This window comes from Citrobacter amalonaticus (assembly GCF_018252635.1).
In the GTDB taxonomy this organism is placed as follows: Bacteria; Pseudomonadota; Gammaproteobacteria; order Enterobacterales; family Enterobacteriaceae; genus Citrobacter_A; species Citrobacter_A amalonaticus_E.
Map to the genome: position 1 here is coordinate 546212 of NZ_JAGTXM010000006.1, position 20137 is coordinate 566348.

Consider the following 20137-nt stretch of genomic DNA (forward strand, 5'->3'; position numbering starts at 1 on the left):
TTCCTTTCTCTGCGGATGACGCTTTTCTTATCCGGCCTACAGGTCCAGTAAGCGAATGCGCCACCGGGCGCCGTCGCGTGCAATTATTCCATCATCTTCTCAATCGGCAGCACCAGAATCGAGCTGGCGCCGAGCGCTTTCAGTTTTTCCATCGTCTCCCAGAACAGGGTTTCGCTGCTGACCATGTGCATTGCCACACGCTGCTGATCGCCGGCCAGTGGCAATATGGTCGGGCGCTCGGCACCCGGCAGCAGGGCGATCACCTCTTCCAGACGTTCGCTTGGCGCGTGCATCATGATGTATTTCGATTCGCGCGCCTGGATAACGCCCTGAATGCGGGTCAATAGTTTATCGACCAGTTGCTGCTTGGCGTCGGTCATCTCGCCGTCACGCTGGATCAAACAGGCTTTAGAACGGTAAATCACTTCCACTTCGCGCAGACCGTTGGCTTCGAGAGTCGCACCGGTCGAAACCAGATCGCAGATGGCATCGGCGAGGCCTGCGCGCGGCGCCACTTCCACAGAGCCGTTCAGCAAGCAGGATTTAAAGGAGACGCCTTTCTGGTCGAGATAACGTTTGAGCAGGTGCGGATAAGAGGTGGCGATGCGTTTGCCATCCAGCGCGGCGGGGCCATCCCAGGCTTCATCCACCGGCGTTGCCAGAGAAAGACGACAACCGCCGAAATCGAGGCGACGCAGCGTAAAGTAGCGCGGATCTTCGCCCTGGGCGCGGCGATTCAGCAGTTCCTCTTCCAGAACGTTCTCGCCGATGATGCCCAGGTCAACGACGCCGTCCATCACCAGACCGGGGATATCGTCGTCACGCACACGCAGAATATCAATCGGCATGTTCTCTGCCATCGCAATCAGACGCTGGGTGTGTAAGTTAATTTTAATTCCGCAGCGGGCAAGTAATTCGCGTGAGTCATCGCTCAAACGACCTGATTTCTGAATAGCTATGCGTAAACGGGTGTTATCTAACATTCTCTTTTCCTCTTTATCCTGTCTGAACCTGTCTGAATTGCGCACCAAAAAAAAAGCCCCCGGAAGAAATCTTCCGGGGGCTTTCTCATACGTTCATGCACCACTGGAAGATCTGAATGTCTCCCAGCACACATCGCCTGAAAGACTAGTCAGGATGATGGTGATGATGGTGGTGTTTAAATTGAACGCGTGTCATAAAATTCTCGATGAATGCTTATTCATTTGATGCCTTTTAACCTAAACCACTTTAACGCCTTAACGCAAGCGCTTTTTTTAATTCCTATTTATAGTATGAATTGTCAGTCTTAAAACGCTGGCGTAGCCTTATAGACATAGTGCCGGAGTCAGGAGAAAACGGATGAAAAAGGTCGCAGTTGTCGGTTTAGGATGGTTAGGCATGCCGCTGGCGATGTCGCTCACTGCCAGAGGCTGGCAGGTGACGGGGAGCAAAACCACCCAGGATGGCGTGGAAGCGGCCAGAATGAGCGGGATCGAAGGATATCCGCTACGGCTCGAGCCTGAGTTGGTGTGTGAAACAGACGATCTGGATGCGCTGATGGATGTCGATGCGCTGGTGATTACCTTACCGGCGCGCCGCAGCGGTCCGGGAGAGGACTTCTATTTGCAGGCGATGCAGGAGCTGGTGGACAGCGCGCTGGCGTACCGTATTCCGCGCATTATCTTTACTAGTTCGACCTCCGTCTATGGCGATGTCCAGGGGACGGTGAAAGAGGGAACCCCGCGCAATCCGGTCACCGCCAGCGGTCGTGTGTTAAAAGAGCTGGAAGACTGGCTGCATAATTTACCGGGTACCTCGGTTGATATCCTGCGTCTGGCCGGTCTGGTGGGGCCAGGGCGTCATCCTGGACGTTTCTTCGCGGGTAAAACCGCGCCTGACGGCGAACATGGCGTCAATCTGGTGCATCTGGAAGATGTGATTGCCGCCATTACGCTGCTGTTACAGGCGCCGAAAGGGGGACACATCTATAATATATGTGCGCCTTCGCATCCTGCCCGCAATGTGTTTTATCCGCAGATGGCGCGTCTGCTGGGAATGGAGCCGCCGCAGTTCCGTGATTCCGCGGGTAACGGCAAAGGTAAAATTATCGATGGCAGCCGGATATGTAATGAGCTTGGGTTTGAATACCAGTATCCCGATCCGCTGGTGATGCCGTTGGAGTAATGCATACCGCCAGCAGTTAGTCGCCATACACCGCAAGGGGGCGTGTATGAAACCACTGCTGGACGTGCTCATCATTCTCGATGCCCTTGAGAAAGAGGGCAGCTTCGCGGCGGCGTCGGCCAAACTGTATAAGACGCCGTCTGCCCTCAGCTATACCGTCCACCGCCTGGAAAGCGACCTCAACATTCAGATCCTCGATCGCAGCGGTCATCGCGCCCGGTTCACGCGCACGGGGCAAATGCTGTTAGAAAAAGGGCGGGAAGTCCTGCATACCGTGCGGGAACTGGAAAAGCAGGCAATCAAACTCCATGAAGGCTGGGAAAATGAACTGGTGATCGGCGTGGACGATACCTTCCCTTTTTCTCTGCTTGCCCCCCTGATTGAATCCTTTTATCAGCATCACAGCGTCACGCGCCTAAAATTCATTAACGGCGTGTTGGGGGGATCGTGGGATGCGCTGATCCAGGGCAGGGCGGATATTATTGTCGGCGCGATGCATGAACCCCCGTCATCCAGCGACTTAAGCGTTGTACGGCTGGGTGAACTGGAACAGGTTTTTGCCGTTGCGCCACACCATCCGCTGGCTGAGGAAGCTGAGCCGCTGAGCCGAAGTACCATCAAACGCTATCGCGCGATTGTGGTCGGCGACAGCTCGCCTCTCGCAGCTGCAACGGCGACGCAATTGCTTGACGATCAGGAGGCGATCACCGTCTTCGATTTTAAAACCAAACTGGAACTGCAAATCAGCGGTCTGGGATGCGGTTATCTTCCGCGCTATCTGGCGCAGCGCTTTCTGGAAAGTGGGGCGTTAATCGAGAAAAAAGTGGCTGCGCAAATTCTCTTTGAACCCGTATGGATGGGGTGGAATGAGCAGACGGCGGGGCTCGCCAGCGCATGGTGGCGGGATGCGATTTTAGCAAATAGTGCTATTGCGGGGATCTATAAAAAAGACGATAGCGAAAAATCAAACATTTAAGAAAAAATAGTTCGCGACAAGCCACTCATTCTCTTGTCTTTTCGCCTCATTTTAGTGCACAATGCGCCGCTTGCAAAAAATGACATTAACCGACGTTTTAATACGCGTCGGTTATTTTTTTGCATCAAACCAATCATTCATACAAAGAGGCCGGGCTTCGTACCGGATAGATATTTACTAAAAACCGACAGTTGTTGTCGCTGAGGAATCCAGAAAATGGGGCAATTTATTGCTTACGCGACGGCATTCGCCGTAAAGGGGAATGACCATGTCGCATAACGCTACTCCAAAAACCTCTCGCGTGGAATTACGTAAAACGCTTACGTTGGTTCCGGTTGTCATGATGGGCCTTGCCTATATGCAGCCGATGACGCTGTTCGATACGTTTGGTATCGTTTCAGGCCTCACTGACGGTCACGTTGCAACGGCATATGCCTTTGCTCTGGTCGCTATTCTCTTTACTGCGTTGAGCTACGGTAAACTGGTTCGCCGTTTCCCGTCTGCTGGCTCGGCGTATACCTATGCCCAGAAATCCATTAGTCCGACCGTCGGCTTTATGGTCGGGTGGTCATCTCTGCTGGACTACCTGTTCATGCCGATGATCAACATTCTGCTGGCAAAAATTTACTTTGAAGCGCTGGTGCCGTCCGTACCGTCGTGGATCTTTGTTGTCGCGCTGGTGGCCTTTATGACCATCTCTAACCTGCGCAGCATCAAGACCGTGGCAAACTTCAATACCCTGATCGTTATTCTGCAAATGGGCATTGTGGCGGTGATTGTTGGCCTGATCATCTACGGCGTTTCGAACGGTGAAGGTGCCGGTACGCTGACCAGCACGCGTCCGTTCTGGTCGGAAGGTGCGCACGTCGTGCCTATGATTACCGGAGCAACGATTCTGTGCTTCTCGTTCCTGGGCTTTGACGGTATCTCTTCGCTGTCTGAAGAGACCAAAGATGCAGAGCGCGTGATCCCGAAGGCTATCTTCCTGACGGCGCTGATTGGCGGCCTGGTATTCATCGGCGCCTCTTACTTCCTGCAACTGTACTTCCCGGATATCTCTCGCTTCAAGGATCCGGATGCCTCTCAGCCTGAAATCATGCTGTACGTGGCGGGTAAAACCTTCCAGTGGGGCGTGCTGATTTTCTCCAGCGTGACCGTTCTGGCGTCCGGTATGGCGGCACACGCAGGCGTCTCTCGTCTGATGTATGTGATGGGCCGTGACGGCGTATTCCCGACGCGCTTTTTTGGTTACATTCATCCGAAGTGGCGTACCCCGGCATGGAACGTGCTGCTGGTGGGGGCAATTGCGCTGATGGCGATTAAATTTGACCTGGTGACGGCGACGGCGCTGATCAACTTCGGTGCGCTGGTGGCGTTTACCTTCGTGAACCTGTCTGTGATTTCACAGTTCTGGATCCGCGAAAAACGCAACAAGACGCTGAAAGACCACTTCAACTATCTGGTGCTGCCGGTATGTGGCGCGCTGACCGTTGGCGCGCTGTGGATCAACCTGGAAGAGAGCTCTATGGTTCTGGGTCTGATCTGGGCCGGTATTGGTCTGGTGTATCTGGCCTGTGTGACCAAAAGCTTCCGCAACCCGGTGCCGCAGTACGAAGATATCGCACAGTAATTCATAACGTTTGTAGGCCCGGTAAGCGAAGCGCCACCGGGCAGGAAGCCGGAGTTCACCACTCCGGCTTTTTTTATGTCTCTGGTTTATTTCCAGTCATTATTCATAACCATTCGTTCTAAATTAGAGAATTTGGTTATTGGTTCCATGCGGCCAGGTCAGGAATAATTTCCTGAATGATTTTCTTCAGGCTAATTAATTTATGGTTTCAATGATTTTAAGCGGACTGGTCTGCGGCGCGCTGCTCGGTTTTGTGATGCAACGCGGTCGCTTCTGCCTGACCGGCGGTTTTCGGGACATGTACATCGCCAAAAATAATCGTATGTTCTATGCGTTGTTGATTGCGATCTCCATCCAGAGTGTCGGGGCCTTTGCGCTGATTCAGGCAGGCGTCATCCGCTACGATGCTGGGACGTTTCCGTGGCTCGGCACCATCGCAGGTGGCTATATCTTTGGTATCGGCATTGTGTATGCAGGTGGTTGCGCCACTGGCACCTGGTATCGTGCGGGTGAGGGGCTAATCGGCAGTTGGATTGCACTGGCGACCTACATGGTGATGAGCGCGGTGATGCGTTCGCCTCATGCCAGCGGTTTAAACCAGACGCTAAAAACGTACAGCACGGAACACAATTCTATTGCTGACACGCTGAACCTCTCCGTCTGGCCGCTGATTGCCGTTCTGCTTGCCGTGACGCTCTGGGTGGTCAGCAAAGAGCTGAAAAAACCAAAGCTGAAAGTGGCCTCTTTGCCGCCGCGTCGTACCGGACTTGCTCATATTCTGTTTGAGAAGCGCTGGCATCCGTTCGTGACGGCGGTGTTGATTGGTCTTATCGCGCTGCTGGCCTGGCCACTGAGCGAAGCTACCGGGCGTATGTTTGGGCTCGGGATCACCTCGCCGACGGCTAACATTTTGCAGTTCCTGGTGGCAGGAGACAGCAAATTCCTCAACTGGGGCGTCTTTCTGGTGCTGGGGATTTTCCTTGGTTCATTCATCGCGGCGAAAGCCAGCCGTGAATTTCGCGTACGGGCCGCTGATGCGGCAACCACGCTGCGCAGCGGTTTCGGCGGGATCCTGATGGGATTTGGCGCCAGTATTGCCGGCGGCTGCTCTATCGGTAACGGTCTGGTCATGACGGCGATGATGACCTGGCAGGGCTGGATTGGCCTGGTATTTATGATCCTTGGCGTCTGGACCGCGTCGTGGATTGTGTTTGTTCGACCGCAGCGTAAAGCCCGTCTGGCAACCGCTGCGGCAAATTAAGCGTAAGGATTAATGATGGCGATTAAAAAACTGGACGTGGTCACACAGGTTTGCCCGTTCCCCCTGATTGAAGCAAAAGCCGCGCTGGCTGAAATGGCGAGCGGTGACGAACTGGTGATTGAGTTTGACTGCACCCAGGCGACCGAGGCGATCCCGCAGTGGGCTGCTGAAGAAGGGCATGCAATTACGGATTATCAGCAGGTTGGCGATGCCGCCTGGAGCATCACCGTACAGAAAGCGTGATAACAGCCCCTCCGCCATGGCGCGGAGGGCTAACTCAGACGATCTCTTCGGCGTACTGCCACAGCGCCTTCAGCAGCGCCTGCTTCTCTTTATCATCCGCATATTCCTGATACAACAACTGCAACTCATCGGCGTAGCGCTGCAAAAATTCCGGGGTAAGGACCTGGCGACGGTGCTCCAGCCAGCGTTGCTGTTCCGTTTCATCAAGCGTGCCGGGGAAGTTACGCGCCCGATAGTTGAATAACAGTTTCTCAATTCGCGGATCGACAAAGGTGATATCCAGCGCCGGCAGGTTCTGCGGATCGGTTTCCAGCACAATCTTCATGGCCGCCCGATCGGCATCGCTAAAGAAACCATTATAGAGTTGGGCATCGACGTTGTCGGAGGGGGCGAACGGTTCCGCTTGTGCAAAGACAGCGACCACTTTGTCACGCACCTGCGGATTTTCACGCAGGACTTTCAGATTATCGAGGCAGTGCTGGCGATTAATCCCCAGACGGTCAGCATCTTCCGGGCGGAGCGTGTTTGCTTGCGCCAGCACCGGGCATTTATTGATGTGCACCAGCTTCAGCGGCACGGCGGCGTTATCCCCCAGATCGGCTTTGGCGGTGTACAGGCGTTCTCGCAGGGTGTCGCTGTCCAGTTCCAGCAACGGCGAAATATCACCGGCCAGGTCAACCATAATGACCGCATTACGGTTATCCGGATGCCAGGCCAGCGGCGCAACCCAACTGGTATTGCCGCGCCATGCGCCAAACATACCGGAAACATGCACCAGCGGCTTCATTTGCGGTACGTCAATCAATGCGGCCAGCTTGTGCTTGTTGCGGTGCGTGTAGAGATACTCAAACAGGCGTGGCTGACGTGACTTCACCAGTTGCGCCATCGCAATGGTGGCATAGACGTCCGCCATCGCATCGTGCGCGTTGCTGTGCTCGATACCATTCGCTTTCGTCAGATGCTCCAGGCGAAAACTGGGGAGCCCGTCGTCATTTTCCGGCCAATTGATACCTTCCGGGCGCAGGGCGTAGCAGGCGCGCATGACGTCCAGCAGATCCCAGCGTGAATTATCATGCTGCCAGCTCCAGGCGTAGGGATCGTAGAAGTTGCGGTACAGCACGTTGCGCGTGACTTCGTCATCGAAGCGCACGTTGTTGTAGCCAATAATGCAGGTTTTCGGCACCGTAAACAGTGCGTGGATCCGCGCGGCAAACGCCGCTTCATTATCCCCTTTCTCCCGCGCTTCCTGAGGCGTGATCCCGGTGACCATCACGGCACCTGGCTGAGGCAAATAGTCATCCGCCGGTTTGCAGTAAAATACCTCGGGCTCACCGATGACGTTGAATTCGCTGTCGGTACGCAGAGCGGCAAATTGCGCAGGTCTGTCGAGCGCCGGATGAATACCAAAGGTTTCGTAATCGTGGAAGAGAAAGGTGGGTTGTTGCTTGCCGTCATTCATAAATAAGTGTGTTCCGTGACTTCGGGTTGCGCGCTGCCTGGACAGCACAGAGTACCAAAGTTCGGCGCGATAATCAGCCTGACTCGCCGCGACGCGCTAAAGAAACTCGCTATCGGGAACGCGCTCTGATCCACTAAAGAGAGAAAAATATGCTCTGAGTCACATTTTCTTGCAATTAATCCCTGTTTGTTTTGCCAGATTTCCGTAAAAAGAACGGCTCTTTTGGAACATCTGAGGATATGCTGTTGAAACCCCGTCTGTTTATTGCCGCTTCTTTACTCGCGATGCCTCTCTCTTTTGCGCTTGCTGCCGGTACGGCTGACTTTGCACCACCGCCACCGGACATTGAAGCCGGTTCATGGGTGCTTATGGATTACACCACGGGGCAACTTCTCACTGCGGGTAATGAGCATCAACAGCGCAACCCAGCCAGTCTGACCAAGCTGATGACCGGTTATGTGGTTGACCGCGCCATTGACAGTCATCGCATCACGCCGGACGACATGGTCACCGTAGGACGCGACGCGTGGGCGAAGGACAACCCGGTCTTCGTCGGTTCCTCGCTGATGTTCCTGAAAGAAGGTGATCGGGTATCCGTGCGCGATTTAAGCCGCGGGCTGATTGTTGATTCCGGTAACGACGCCTGCGTTGCACTGGCTGATTATATCGCTGGAGGGCAACCACAGTTTGTTGCCATGATGAATAATTACGTCAAGAAGCTCAATTTGCGGGATACCCATTTTGAGACGGTTCATGGGCTGGATGCCCCCGGTCAGCACAGCTCGGCTTACGATCTGGCGGTATTGTCCCGGGCCATCATTCATGGCGAGCCTGAGTTCTATCATATGTACAGTGAGAAAAGCCTCACCTGGAACGGTATTACCCAACAGAACCGTAACGGGCTGCTGTGGGATAAAACCATGAACGTGGATGGCCTGAAAACCGGGCACACTTCCGGGGCGGGTTTTAACCTGATTGCCTCTGCGGTGGACGGTCAACGCCGACTCATCGCGGTGGTGATGGGGGCGAACAGCCCAAAAGGGCGTGAGGAGCAGGCACGCAAACTGCTGCACTGGGGACAACAAAATTTCGACACGGTGCAAATCCTGCGCAGTGGTAAGCAGGTCGGAACGGAGCGTATCTGGTACGGTGATAAAGAGAATATCGCGCTGGGCACCGAACACGATTTCTGGATGGCGCTACCGAAGGCGGAAATCCCAAATATCAAAGCGAAATACATTCTGGATAAAAAGGAGCTGGTAGCGCCGATTGCCGCACACCAGCGGGTCGGGGAAATTGAGCTCTACGATCGCGACAAACTGGTCGCCCACTGGCCTCTGGTCACGCTGGAAGCCGTCGGTAAAGGGGGGCGTCTTCTCTCGTCTGAGTGATTATTTCCATCATAAAGTCTGAATCGTACTGACAGGAGACTGGCAGGATTTCGGCTCCGCTCACATAATAACCACAAAGTGCTTGTGACGTCTGTTGAGTGCTCGTTATGCTGTATATAAATACAGTGTAACGATGGAGGCAACATGAACTACGAGATCAGAAACGCTGATAAGCGCACCGTTGCAGGTTTCCACCTGGTGGGACCGTGGGAACAAACGGTGAAACAAGGCTTTGACCAGTTGATGATGTGGGTGGATGGCAAGCAGGTTGTGGCGCAGGAGTGGATCGCCGTTTACTTCGATAATCCGGATGAAGTGCCCGCCGAAAAACTGCGCTGTAGTACGGTCGTTTCGGTACCCGCTGATTTTGTCATACCGGAAAACAGCGAGGGCGTGACGCTCAGCGAAATCGACGGCGGTCAATATGCGACGGCAGTGGCACGCGTCGACAATAATGATTTTGCAACCCCGTGGTATCAGTTCTTCAATAGCCTGATGCAGGACAAGGCGTATGAGATGGCGTGCAAACCCTGCTTTGAAGTCTATCTGAATAACGGTTGCGAAGACGGTTACTGGGATATCGAGATGTATATCGCCGTCCAACCTGCCACGAAGTAAATATAAAACCAGGCGGACTGGTGCAGAGCGACTACGCTTAGCGAGATATCCTGTCCGCCGCGGTGACCTTCTGCGCGTTAAACAGGTATAATCTGTTTTTAATTCTTGCCTGACGGAGTGCATGAGTGCGTGCCGACAAGTCATTGAGTCCATTTGAAATCCGCCTGTATCGCCATTACCGCATTGTGCATGGTATTCGAATCGCCCTGGCTTTCATTCTGACCTTTTTACTTGTTCGTCTGTTTAACATACCGGAAGGAACATGGCCTTTGATTACGCTGGTGGTGATCATGGGGCCGATTTCGTTCTGGGGAAATGTGGTTCCCCGTGCGTATGAACGGATCGGCGGTACGATCCTCGGGTCAGTGCTGGGCCTGGTGGCGCTGCGCCTGGAGCTTTTCTCATTGCCGTTGATGCTGCTCTGGTGTGCGGCGGCGATGTACCTCTGCGGATGGCTCGCACTAGGAAAAAAACCGTATCAGGCGCTCTTAATTGGTATAACGCTCGCGGTCGTCGTGGGTGCGCCCGCTGGCGATATGGAGACTGCGCTCTGGCGTGGCGGCGATGTCATTCTGGGGTCCCTCCTCGCCATGTTGTTCACCGGAATCTGGCCGCAGCGCGCTTTCATTCACTGGCGTATTCAACTGGCGCAATGCGTAACGGCTTATAATCGGGTGTATCAGGCCGCGCTGTCGCCCAATCTGTTAGAACGTCCCCGGCTGGATAAACATCTGCAACAACTACTGGGTGACGTGGTAAAAATGCGTGGACTTATTACGCCTGCGAGCAAAGAGACGCGCATCCAGAAATCTATTTTTGAAGCCATTCAGACCGTCAATCGTAATCTGGTCTGCATGCTCGAATTGCAGATCAATGCCCTGTGGGCGACCCGTGAAAGCCATTTCGTCATGCTCAATGCCCATACGCTGCGGGAAACGCAGCAAATGACCCAGCAGTCGCTACTGACGATTGCCCATGCCCTGTTTGAAGGTAATCCGCAGCCAATTCTCGCCAACAGCGAGAAACTGAATGAAGCCGCCAATGAATTGCGTGCGCTGATCCGTCAATATGATGAGCACAATGTGGCCGAAACGCCGATTCATGGCTATGTCTGGTTAAGCCTCGAAACCGCCCGACAACTGGAACTACTGTCGCATCTCATCTGCCGCGCACTGCGCAAATAAAAAGCAACTAAGGGGAATGCTGCCGCGGCTGCTTCGATTCAGCAAGGAATAAGGGTATGATGGAAACCAGAATGAAGCCATTGTCATTTGTGGCTGCGAAAAGTAATGTTAGCCCTATCGTTTAAACGAATCCGACTCTCATATTATCAGGGGTGTAAAAATGGAAACTACCAAGCCATCTTTCCAGGACGTGCTGGAATTTGTCCGTCTGTTCCGTCGTAAAAACAAGCTGCAGCGTGAAATCCAGGACGTTGAGAAAAAGATCCGTGACAACCAGAAACGTGTTCTGCTGCTGGACAACCTGAGCGATTACATCAAGCCGGGTATGAGTGTTGAAGCAATTCAGGGCATTATTGCCAGCATGAAAAGCGATTATGAAGATCGTGTTGATGACTACATCATCAAAAATGCTGAGATCTCAAAAGAACGTCGCGACATCTCCAAAAAGCTGAAAGCGATGGGCGAAATGAAAAACGGCGACGCGAAAGCGGAGTAACGTTTTGCCAGCAGTGAGGATCCGTCAGGCGATCCTCACTGTCTTTTTACGCCACCGCTGACCATTCGCAATAAATGCTGTTCCGGCCAGTGTTCGGTCAGCCTGTTTCTTGTCAGTAACCACTTAACGTAATCCACATCGTGCCGTTGCCTGTCGAGCATCAGTCCGACGACGCTGCCGCTGTGCGCTACGTTCACGCCGTATAAATCACACTCTTCAACCAGCGACAATAGTGCATCAAAATCCGGTTTTGGCAACAGCATCTGGCTGGCGATGGCGCTCAGCGTCGCCGCTTCTCCCATCCGATAAGGGTTCTGTTGCGCACAGGCTTCCTGCACTTTTTCCCACGCCCGCTTCAGCGCCGGTGCGCCAGCATGTAAACCAGCCTGCCGCGGAATGCGGTGATAATCTGCGGTGCGTAAAGTTTGTGGGCTTTCCAGCACGAGGAGATCCAGCGCCGGTTGAGCGTCACAAGCGATTTGCGTCGATGCGTCGTTGTGGTCAAACAGCGTTAGTTGCTGAAAAACGGTGCTGTCCGTCGGTTCCAGCGAGACGCAAAGTTGCGCGAGGGTGGATTCGTCCAGTTGATGCCCCAGATGTTGCGCGGTAGCGACGGCGGTGGCGGCGATATCCGCCGTGCTGCTGGCCATGCCTTTGGCAATAGGGATGGTTGAATGAATCGACACTCGGATATCCTGGCTGAGGTGCGCAGGATAGTCCCAGTGTTCAAGGAGTCGATTGACCATCGCCCGTGAAAGAGGGCGCTCATCCGCTAAAGGGGAACCGGTGCTGACCTCAACGGTGCTGTACCAGTCAACCGGGCAGGAGACCAGTTTCTCGCTGCCCATAATCCAGCCCTGAATAAGTTCTCCGCACGATGCGGGGCACTGCGCAACAGCCACGTTATCACCTTTCTGCTCTGCAATCCTCGGCGCATAGTGTCATGGCGATTTCGCTATTACCATGATTTGCCGCAATTTGCGCGGCGCGAACTCAGGCCGACACGGCGAAACTTTCTGATTCTGCGAGAGCAATCCGCATCACGTCCTGGGCAATCATCAGCTCCTCGTTAGTGTTGATGACCGCCACCTTGACCATTGCATTTTCCGCCTGAATAAAGGTCGCATTCCGCTGATTCTTCTCTTCGTCTACGATCAGACCCAGGAAGTGCAGATTCTGACAGATTGCCGCTCTGGCGCGCGCTGAGTTTTCCCCGATACCTCCGGTGAACACCAGCGCATCCAGACCACCCATCTGCATGATATAGCTGCCAATTGTAGCGCGAATACGCTCCGCAAACAGTGACAGGGCAAGCGCGGCGCGGGGATTTCCGCCGTCAGCAGCCTGTTCAACGTCACGATAATCATGCGAAACGCCTGAAACACCAAGCAGACCGGATTCATTGTTTAGCAGGTGGTTGAGTTGCTGTGGCGTCTTGCCTTCACGCTGCGCAACCCACGGCAAAATGGACGGGTCGATATCCCCACTGCGGGTTCCCATCATCACGCCAGACTGCGGGGTAAAGCCCATCGATGTGTTAACCGACTTGCCGCCTTTAATCGCACAAATACTGCTGCCGTTGCCCAGATGACAACACACAACGCGCAGTGCGCTGAGCGGGACGCCAAGTTTTTCGGCGAGCGTCGCGCTGACGTACTTATGGCTGGTCCCGTGAAAACCGTAGCGGCGAATCCCAAACTCCGCGTAATACCGCCACGGAAGGGGATAGATATAGGCCGGTTCTTCCAGCGTCTGATGAAACGCGGTATCAAACACGGCAACCGAAGGCACGTCGGGCAGTAGCTGGCGAAACACGTTGATGCCGAGCAGGTTAACCGGATTATGCAATGGCGCAAGCTCGGCAAGGCGTTCGATTTCCGCCAGGGATTCATCGGTCACGCGTGCAGAATCTTTAAATGACTCCCCGCCATGCGCCACACGATGACCGACCCCTTCGATATCCTGCAAACTATTGATGATACCGTGGCTAATCAGCATTTCGAGAAGCAGGGTCACCGCCTCGCGATGATCGGCAACCGGTGTGGTCTGCTGCCATTTCTGATCCTGCGCTTTCAGGGTGATTCGGGCATCCGGTAGGCCGATACGCTCAATGAGTCCCTGACACAGCACATCGCCCTGCGGCATGTCCAGTAACTGAAATTTAAGGGACGAGCTGCCCGCGTTGATCGCCATTATTTTGTGAGACATGAAGATTCCTTTTGGTTCAGAAAGGCAAACAGTGCATCGAGTCCGGAATGGTTGACCGCGCTGGTCACGAACACTCGTTGTGCGCCAGCCTGTTCCAGCCAACCAGTGACCTGCGCAATTTTCTGCGAGTCCGCTAAATCTGATTTGGTGACAATGCCAAACGCTGGTCTGTTCATGGGTGCCGTAAAACCGGGAGAGAAAGGCGACCACTGCGCATCGCTATTGAGCACGAGCGCAATGACATCCGCCTCGCAGGCACTCGTCAGCAGCGCGCTGTACAGACAGCGGTTTTCCAGATATTCACCGGGTGTGTCGATGGTTTCGGCAGTCCAGACAATCGCCTGCGTTTTCTGATATTCGAGAGCCTCACCGCGCAGACATTGCGTCAGCGAGGTCTTACCACACTGGCTGGGCCCAATTAGCATCATGCGCAGCATCATGCTATGTCCGCGTGATGGAACAGGTGGTAAAGCGCATCATTTCGCCGAGCGTGCGCGTAACCTGCTTCAGGGCGTATTCCACTGCCGACACGTCGCCGGTTAACACCACCGCACCGGTGAAGCGGTCCAGAAAGCCGATCTCAACCGCGCCAGATTTCGTCGCGATATCACAGGCAATAATGGAGGCCTCACTTGGCGTGATGGTGAGAATGCCAATCGCCGAGATGTTGTCCTGCAATCCCAGTTTTTTGAACAGATCTTTGCCAGGGTTCGCAATCAGATGCGCCAGCGTGACCTGTTTGCCCGGTACGTATTCCTGGATCATTCGATCCGTGGTCGGTTGTCTTTCCATCATCCCTCCACCATCTGACGCCACATCGCTTCGTGCGGGCGTGGGATCACCGAACGATAAACCAGCAGGCCTTTTTCACCCGCGCTCTCACTGGCAACCGTGACCGCGTTGGTGACGTCGGAGACATCACCCGCCACCACCATGTAGCATTTGCCTCCGATACCGAACGCCATATGCACGCGCACGAGCGTAACGTTAGACGCCTTCACCGCCCGGTCAGCCGCGCTGATGCAGGCCGCTACGCTCCAGGTTTCAACGATCCCCACCGCCTGACGTTTGTCTACGCTGTTCAGTCCGCCGATCGCGGGAAGCACGCTGGCATGAATGTTAGGCAACACCAGACTGTCGACCAGCATCTCGCCCGCGAGCGCATTTCCGGTTTCAATCGCCTGTTGTACCGCACCAACGTCGCCGCCCAGCATGAGTAAAAATTTACCCGGGCAAATGGTTTTACTGACCAGCAGTTCCACATTGGCGCTTTTCAGCATGGCATCGCCGGCTTCCATCCCTTTGGCAATGCTGGTGAGTTCTAAAATACCTATGGCCTGAGACATGGTTAACCTCTTACAACGATAATGGCCTGATCTGTTACCTCACAGACAATGCCGTCAATACTGGCGTGAACAGGCGCGCCGAGCGCACCTTGCGAAATTTCAGCAACGCACTGGCCACGCGTGACGCGCTCGCCTTTCTGAACGCAGGGCACTGCGCTGGCGCCGATGTGCTGGCGCAGCAGCAGCGTCGTTTTCTCAACAACGGGCTCGCTGTCGACGAGCGGTGCTTCCCGATACCATGGCGTCAGTCCCAGTTTGGCGATGAGCCGTTTAACCGGCACCAGACGGTATTTCGTCATCTCATCCGCCGGGTTGAGCGGGCCTTCGTAGCGCTGATTCTGTGCACGCAGTTCGCGCTTCAGCATGCGGTTAATTCGCATGGGCGAAATGCCTACCGGGCAGGCCACGCTTTCGCAGACGTTACATTCAGAACAGGTGAGGGCGCTGAGCAATAGCTGCGGGGTGGCGGCCTGATGAAAATTGACCGCCCGCACCAGCAGATGAGGGGAGAGTTCGTGACCGATAAGATGCCTTGGGCAGAGATCGGTACACAGGCGGCACTGTTCGCAGACCGTTCTTGCCACCGAAAGCACGGTGCGCTCATCCTGCATACGCCGCTGAATCAACGGATGTGATTTCGGCAGAACCAGCAGTCCGCCGGTGGTCTTCGTGACCGGTGTGTCCAGGGATGTCACGAGACTTCCCATCATCGGTCCGCCATTGATAAATCCCGGATCGTCGATGGTCGCGCCGCCGGCCATCTCCAGCACGTCGCGCAAAGACATGCCGATGGGCACGGTCACCGTCTGTGGACGGGCAACGGCGCCATTGATGGTGAGCGTGCGGCGCGTTACGGGGTACTGCTGTTCGACCGCGCGGGCAATATTCAGTACGGTCTGTACGTTGTTGACCACGACGCCCACGCTGACCGGCAGCGCAGCGGGAGGAACGCGGCGGCCCGTCGCCATCCAGATAGTTAATACTTCATCGCCCGCCGGATAGACGTCGGGCAGGATGTGCAGTCTGATTGCCGGCGGCAAAACCGGCGTCAGGGCGGCAATCGCCGGCTGATACTTTTCTTTCAGCGCGATAATCCCTTCGCGGGCACCGGTGGCCTTCATCGCATACTGTACGCCGCGAATCAAACGCGCTGCCTGTTTCGCCATGAGTTGCTGATCCACTTTAAGCATCGGCTCACATTCGGCAGCATTGACGAGGAAAATCTCTACCTGCGCCTGCAGTTTGACATGCGTTGGAAAACCGGCACCGCCAGCGCCTACGACGCCTGCTGCGCGAACACGTTCAACGATGGTCGGTACATCCAGTGTACCTGGTTCAACATTCAGGGCGGTATTCATAACAATTCCTCAAGCAGTTCCTGAATGGCCCCGGCGTCTGCCGCTCTGGGATTGGTTTTCAGCGTCACGTCCGCCAGCGCGGCCTGAACCATTGCCGGAATACGCATTGACCAGTCCTGTCTTTGTTCTTTAAGCGCAACGGCGAGGGTTGGGATAGCGCACGCTTTTTTCAGCTGTTCAATGTGCTGCACCAGCGCATTCACACTCGCCGTTTCGTTGGCGCTGTCAGCACATAAATGACAGGCTCTCGCGAACCGGGCGTAGCGTTTGGCCGCCCGCGGATCATGCGCGTTGAAGCGGATCACCGACGCCAGCAGCAGGGCATTCGCCAGACCGTGTGGCAGATGGAACTGGCCGCCTAACTGGTGGGCGATGGCGTGGTTCAGCCCCAGCCCAGCCTGGCTGAATGCCATCCCTGCCAGCGTAGAGGCGTTGTGCATTTTGCCGCGCGTCGCGAGGCAGTCACCTTTACGGACCGCGACAGGCAGATACTGAAAGACGATCTGAGCGGCTTTTTCCGCGAGTGCGTCGGTAAAGTCACTGGCGTGTGTGGACACATAGGCTTCCAGCGCGTGCGTCAGAACATCCATTCCGGTATTGGCGGTAATGGCGGGTGGGACGCTGACGACCAGCATCGGATCAAGGATTGCCATATCCGGGTAGAGCGCGTTATTAAACAGCGGATATTTAATGCCTTTCTCCGGATCGCTTATCACGCAGGCGCTGGTCACTTCCGATCCGGTTCCGCTGGTGGTCGGGATCGCCACGCAGGTTTCAATATCAATATCAAACTGACGACTGAACCAGACAATGGCTTTCGCCGCATCCAGCGCGGAACCGCCGCCGAAACCAATCACCACGTCGGGGCGCAGGGACTGCATTTGTGCAATCCCCTGAACGACGGTTCCGATGGTCGGATCGGGCGTGATCTCACTGAAGACGCTGATTCGGTTATCTGCTGGTATTGCTTCGCGCAGCGTGTCAATCAACGGCGAACGGGCGAGAAAACCATCGCAGATAATCCAGATGTGCTTGTTCGTAAAACGACCAAGCACCTTCATGCTTCCTGGGCCGCTGTACAAACGGGTTTGTAGTGAAAAAGTATTCATCACAACCTCATTAGCGGATTGAGAAACCGTTAGTCAGCACGCAGCGACGTGAGCGGGCAAACGTGCGTGCCGATGTTGTCCCTTCGCCGGTCGGCGTGGCGATAGTAAAGGTGGTAAATCCTTCACCGCCGACACCAATTCCTGCATAGGAGGGGCCGTTTTTAACGAAAATAGAGGTTTGTAGCGTCCGCGCCGCAAGATTCAGGCGAGACACATTCTGCGAATGCATGATGGCGGTGTGGTGTAATCCTTCTTCCACTTTCAGCGCCAGCGACAACGCGGCGTCAAAATCTTTCACCTTCACCACTGGCAGCATCGGCATTAACTGCTCGCTGGTTACCCAACTGTCGTCTGCGTTGACGACGCCAATCAGCAGGCGTGGCGCTTTCGCCGGCAGCGGAATACCGGCGGCCTCAAGCATGGCGCAAGGGCTTTTACCGACCAGTTTTTTATTGGCTACACCCTCTGGTAGACAGACCGCACGCAGCTTCTCGGTATCGGCCTCGCTTAACAATAACGCGCCGAAATTTTGCATTTGTTGGATCAACGGTTGTGCAACCGACTCCACCACAATCAGACTCTTCTCCGCGATGCATGGCAGGTTGTAGTCGAACGATGCGCCGTTGATAATATCTTCCGCCGCTTTCACCAGATCGGCCGTCTCATCGACGATGCAAGGTGGATTCCCCGCGCCTGCGCCAATCACTTTTTTCCCGCTCTTCATGCCCATTGCCACAATACCCGGGCCGCCGGTAATCGCCAGCACGGCAATTTTCGGGTGCGCCATCATCTGCTGGGTGGCTTCGAACGTCGGTTCGGCAACGGTCACCACCAGGTTACGGATACCGCAGCGACGAAACGCAATATCTTCAATCATGGCGATAAGCTTCAGCGATACTGCCTTAGCACCTGGATGCGGGCTGAAATAGACGCTGTTACCCGCGGCCAGCATGCTGATGCTGTTGTTAATAATGGTTTCCGTTGGGTTAGTGCTGGGAGCGACGGAGCCAATCACGCCGAACGGTGAATATTCAAACAGCACCATGCCGCCGTCGCCGGTAAGCGCGGTGGTGGTCAGGTCTTCAATGCCCGGAGTATTGTCCAGCGCCGCTTTGTTTTTGAGGAATTTGTCCTCTTTGTTACCCATTCCGGTTTCCGCCGCGCTCTCCGCTGCCAGCGCAGCCAGTTGTGGCGCCAACTCTTCCCGGATAGCGCTGATAATGGCGCTGCGCGTTTTCAGTGGTGATTGCTGATAACGCAAGAACGCCTGGTGGGCAGCATCGACAGCTTCACCAACAGACTGAAAGATTCCGTTCCCTTTGGTTACAGTTTTTGCGGGAGCCAGTTGCTCGCTCAAAATAGTGCGGATGAGGGTTTCCAGTTCGGTAGTATTCATTGATGTGTTCTCACGTTTATTGCCGCAATGGCAGCCTGTGCAATGTCCATGTCCTGTTCAACGCTTCCCCCGCTGATACCAAGACCCCCAATAAGCAATCCATCACGCCATAGCGCGTAGCCGCCGCCAAAAGTGACGACTTTTCCCTGCATATGACTTTCCAGCCCGTACAGCGGCGCGCCGGGCTGAACTACCGACGCGAGTTCGTGCGTCGCGGTTTTCATCGCCACCGCGGTCCAGGCTTTTTTGGGCGCCAGTTCACTGCTGACCAGAAGGGCATCCGGCATCCGCCAGGTGACGGCTTCGGTGCCGTTGGCATCAACAATGCTGACGACCACCGGGACGTTCAAAGCTTGCGCCCGTTCGACCGCGGTGCGGGTTAACTGATGAAGATCGCCAAACGAGAGCGACATCGCAGATTCCTTTTTGACAGGGGCGTGACCGGTTGCCAGATAGCGTTTCGTCACTTCCCTAATAATTGTGTCCTGATGAGCGTCGTGATCTTCAGCACGCGCCAGCGCATACAAGCAGTCTGACAGGCGATTGATATAGCGCATCAGTACATGCCTGACGGCGACCTCGGCCGCGAGCTCCACCAGGCGGCGTTCGGCCCGGCGCGCCAGCGTGCGGGCAAAATGCAGGCGGCTTGCGGCTTCGCAGCGGCCAGGCAAAATGAAACTGTGCAAGGGCGCGACGCGTCCCATCGCGGTGTCGATAGCCGCTTCCAGCGCGGCAATTTCCTCAGAACTGATATAGCGCTGGTCCGCAGACGGTTGCTCGCTTTCGCTGGCAAGCTCAGCGCTAAACCAGAAAATTTGTAGCTGAATGGCTTCCAGCAACGCGCGATGTTGTGCGCTACGGGTGGCGCAGACGCACAGACTTAGCGCGGCGTTAAGCTCATCAAGCGTGCCGTACGCTTCCACGCGGGGGTGAGTTTTACTGACGCGCTGTCCGGTAAAGAGCGCGGTTGTGCCTGCGTCGCCTGTGCGGGTATAAATCGCCATAACTCCCCCTTATCCTTAACGAGAAAGCGTGTCGACAATGCCGACAACGGCCAGATCGATGGCCTCATTTGGTCCGGAAAAAACATGTCTGGCGCTGGAGCCGCTGCTCAGGAGCACCAGCTCGCCAACGCCAGCGCCGACGGAATCAACGGCAACTTCATCGCCCGCCGTCGGATTTGCCGGCAGTTCACCGTCGGCGCTCACACGGCGTACCAGCAGAAGTTTTTTTCCGACCAACGAGGGCGATTTTTGCGTGGATACCACCGCGCCTGTAACACGTGCCAGATGCATG

At 55.2% G+C, this 20137-nt stretch carries 22 protein-coding genes, 1 pseudogene and 1 other annotated feature; of the genes and pseudogenes, 10 read left to right on the top strand and 13 right to left on the bottom strand.

Annotated features, from left to right (window positions below; genetic code table 11):
* Positions 1–83 precede the first annotated feature (83 nt).
* Together hisG and hisL are read right to left on the bottom strand one after the other, a co-directional pair.
* Positions 84–983: an ATP phosphoribosyltransferase gene (hisG, locus tag KE671_RS20155; RefSeq protein WP_206164333.1), complete on the bottom strand. Its 900-nt coding sequence runs from the start codon at positions 981–983 to the stop codon at positions 84–86.
* A gap of 47 nt (positions 984–1030) precedes the next feature.
* Positions 1031–1153 (bottom strand) — a sequence feature (His leader region).
* A complete protein-coding gene (gene hisL, locus KE671_RS20160; RefSeq protein WP_001364200.1) occupies positions 1129–1179 on the bottom strand; it encodes a his operon leader peptide in 51 nt (16 codons plus the stop codon). (Overlaps the previous feature by 25 nt.)
* A 162-nt stretch (positions 1180–1341) precedes the next feature.
* Here hisL and KE671_RS20165 point away from each other — a divergent pair, with 162 nt between their 5' ends.
* The 6 genes from KE671_RS20165 (at position 1342) to tsuB (ending at position 6276) form a co-directional block, all read left to right on the top strand.
* Positions 1342–2166: an SDR family oxidoreductase gene (locus KE671_RS20165; RefSeq protein WP_206164334.1), complete on the top strand. Its 825-nt coding sequence runs from the start codon at positions 1342–1344 to the stop codon at positions 2164–2166.
* Positions 2167–2212: 46 nt separating this feature from the next.
* Positions 2213–3142 (top strand): LysR family transcriptional regulator, encoded by a 930-nt coding sequence (locus tag KE671_RS20170; RefSeq protein ID WP_206164335.1) that lies wholly within the window; start codon positions 2213–2215, stop codon positions 3140–3142.
* A 216-nt stretch (positions 3143–3358) separates the two neighbouring features.
* The gene (gene yoeI, locus KE671_RS23130) at positions 3359–3421 is read left to right on the top strand and encodes a membrane protein YoeI (protein ID WP_206164394.1); all 63 of its coding nucleotides are present in this window, start codon (positions 3359–3361) and stop codon (positions 3419–3421) included.
* Positions 3411–4772 carry an APC family permease gene (locus tag KE671_RS20180; RefSeq protein ID WP_206164336.1) on the top strand — a complete coding sequence of 454 codons (1362 nt, stop codon included), beginning with the start codon at positions 3411–3413 and terminating at the stop codon, positions 4770–4772. Before yoeI ends, KE671_RS20180 begins: the two co-directional genes overlap by 11 nt.
* Positions 4773–4974: 202 nt before the next feature.
* Positions 4975–6033, top strand: coding sequence for a thiosulfate utilization transporter TsuA/YeeE (gene tsuA, locus KE671_RS20185; RefSeq protein ID WP_206164337.1), 1059 nt, complete (start codon positions 4975–4977; stop codon positions 6031–6033).
* 15 nt (positions 6034–6048) lie between these two features.
* Positions 6049–6276, top strand: a complete 228-nt coding sequence (gene tsuB, locus KE671_RS20190; protein ID WP_000985275.1) for a thiosulfate utilization sulfurtransferase TsuB/YeeD — start codon at positions 6049–6051, stop codon at positions 6274–6276.
* A 34-nt stretch (positions 6277–6310) separates the two neighbouring features.
* Here tsuB and sbcB read toward each other — a convergent pair whose 3' ends face one another.
* Complete coding sequence (gene sbcB / locus KE671_RS20195) at positions 6311–7735, bottom strand: exodeoxyribonuclease I (protein ID WP_206164338.1); 1425 nt, start codon at positions 7733–7735, stop codon at positions 6311–6313.
* A 239-nt stretch (positions 7736–7974) separates the two neighbouring features.
* On the opposite strand from sbcB, the pseudogene dacD reads away from it, so the two are divergent.
* The 4 genes and pseudogenes from dacD to KE671_RS20215 all read left to right on the top strand — a co-directional run bounded on the left by dacD (position 7975) and on the right by KE671_RS20215 (position 11424).
* Positions 7975–9148: pseudogene (dacD, locus tag KE671_RS20200) on the top strand (serine-type D-Ala-D-Ala carboxypeptidase DacD).
* 122 nt (positions 9149–9270) lie between these two features.
* Positions 9271–9744: a DNA gyrase inhibitor SbmC gene (gene sbmC, locus KE671_RS20205; RefSeq protein ID WP_043000221.1), complete on the top strand. Its 474-nt coding sequence runs from the start codon at positions 9271–9273 to the stop codon at positions 9742–9744.
* 125 nt (positions 9745–9869) lie between these two features.
* Positions 9870–10928, top strand: a complete 1059-nt coding sequence (locus tag KE671_RS20210; RefSeq protein ID WP_206164339.1) for an FUSC family protein — start codon at positions 9870–9872, stop codon at positions 10926–10928.
* A gap of 160 nt (positions 10929–11088) precedes the next feature.
* Positions 11089–11424, top strand: coding sequence for a DUF496 family protein (locus KE671_RS20215; protein ID WP_042318175.1), 336 nt, complete (start codon positions 11089–11091; stop codon positions 11422–11424).
* A gap of 35 nt (positions 11425–11459) precedes the next feature.
* Here KE671_RS20215 and KE671_RS20220 read toward each other — a convergent pair whose 3' ends face one another.
* From KE671_RS20220 to pduN, 10 genes are all read right to left on the bottom strand, one after another.
* A complete protein-coding gene (locus KE671_RS20220; RefSeq protein WP_206164340.1) occupies positions 11460–12326 on the bottom strand; it encodes an L-threonine kinase in 867 nt (288 codons plus the stop codon).
* A gap of 91 nt (positions 12327–12417) precedes the next feature.
* Positions 12418–13632 (bottom strand): acetate/propionate family kinase, encoded by a 1215-nt coding sequence (locus tag KE671_RS20225; protein ID WP_206164341.1) that lies wholly within the window; start codon positions 13630–13632, stop codon positions 12418–12420.
* The gene (gene pduV, locus KE671_RS20230; RefSeq protein ID WP_206164395.1) at positions 13617–14069 is read right to left on the bottom strand and encodes a EutP/PduV family microcompartment system protein; all 453 of its coding nucleotides are present in this window, start codon (positions 14067–14069) and stop codon (positions 13617–13619) included. Before pduV ends, KE671_RS20225 begins: the two co-directional genes overlap by 16 nt.
* 4 nt (positions 14070–14073) lie before the next feature.
* Positions 14074–14424, bottom strand: coding sequence for an ethanolamine utilization microcompartment protein EutS (pduU, locus tag KE671_RS20235; RefSeq protein ID WP_206164396.1), 351 nt, complete (start codon positions 14422–14424; stop codon positions 14074–14076).
* A complete protein-coding gene (pduT, locus tag KE671_RS20240) occupies positions 14424–14978 on the bottom strand; it encodes a BMC domain-containing protein (RefSeq protein WP_206164342.1) in 555 nt (184 codons plus the stop codon). The genes pduU and pduT overlap by 1 nt, the downstream gene beginning before the upstream one ends.
* 2 nt (positions 14979–14980) lie before the next feature.
* Positions 14981–16336, bottom strand: a complete 1356-nt coding sequence (locus KE671_RS20245) for a 4Fe-4S dicluster domain-containing protein (protein ID WP_206164343.1) — start codon at positions 16334–16336, stop codon at positions 14981–14983.
* Positions 16333–17445 carry a 1-propanol dehydrogenase PduQ gene (locus KE671_RS20250; protein ID WP_206164344.1) on the bottom strand — a complete coding sequence of 371 codons (1113 nt, stop codon included), beginning with the start codon at positions 17443–17445 and terminating at the stop codon, positions 16333–16335. The genes KE671_RS20245 and KE671_RS20250 overlap by 4 nt, the downstream gene beginning before the upstream one ends.
* 10 nt (positions 17446–17455) lie before the next feature.
* Entirely contained in the window at positions 17456–18841 is a 1386-nt protein-coding gene (pduP, locus tag KE671_RS20255) for an aldehyde dehydrogenase family protein (protein WP_206164345.1), read from the bottom strand.
* Positions 18838–19845 (bottom strand): cob(I)yrinic acid a,c-diamide adenosyltransferase, encoded by a 1008-nt coding sequence (pduO, locus tag KE671_RS20260; RefSeq protein ID WP_206164346.1) that lies wholly within the window; start codon positions 19843–19845, stop codon positions 18838–18840. The genes pduP and pduO overlap by 4 nt, the downstream gene beginning before the upstream one ends.
* 15 nt (positions 19846–19860) lie before the next feature.
* Complete coding sequence (gene pduN, locus KE671_RS20265; RefSeq protein ID WP_012906340.1) at positions 19861–20136, bottom strand: propanediol utilization microcompartment protein PduN; 276 nt, start codon at positions 20134–20136, stop codon at positions 19861–19863.
* Position 20137 lies beyond the last annotated feature (1 nt).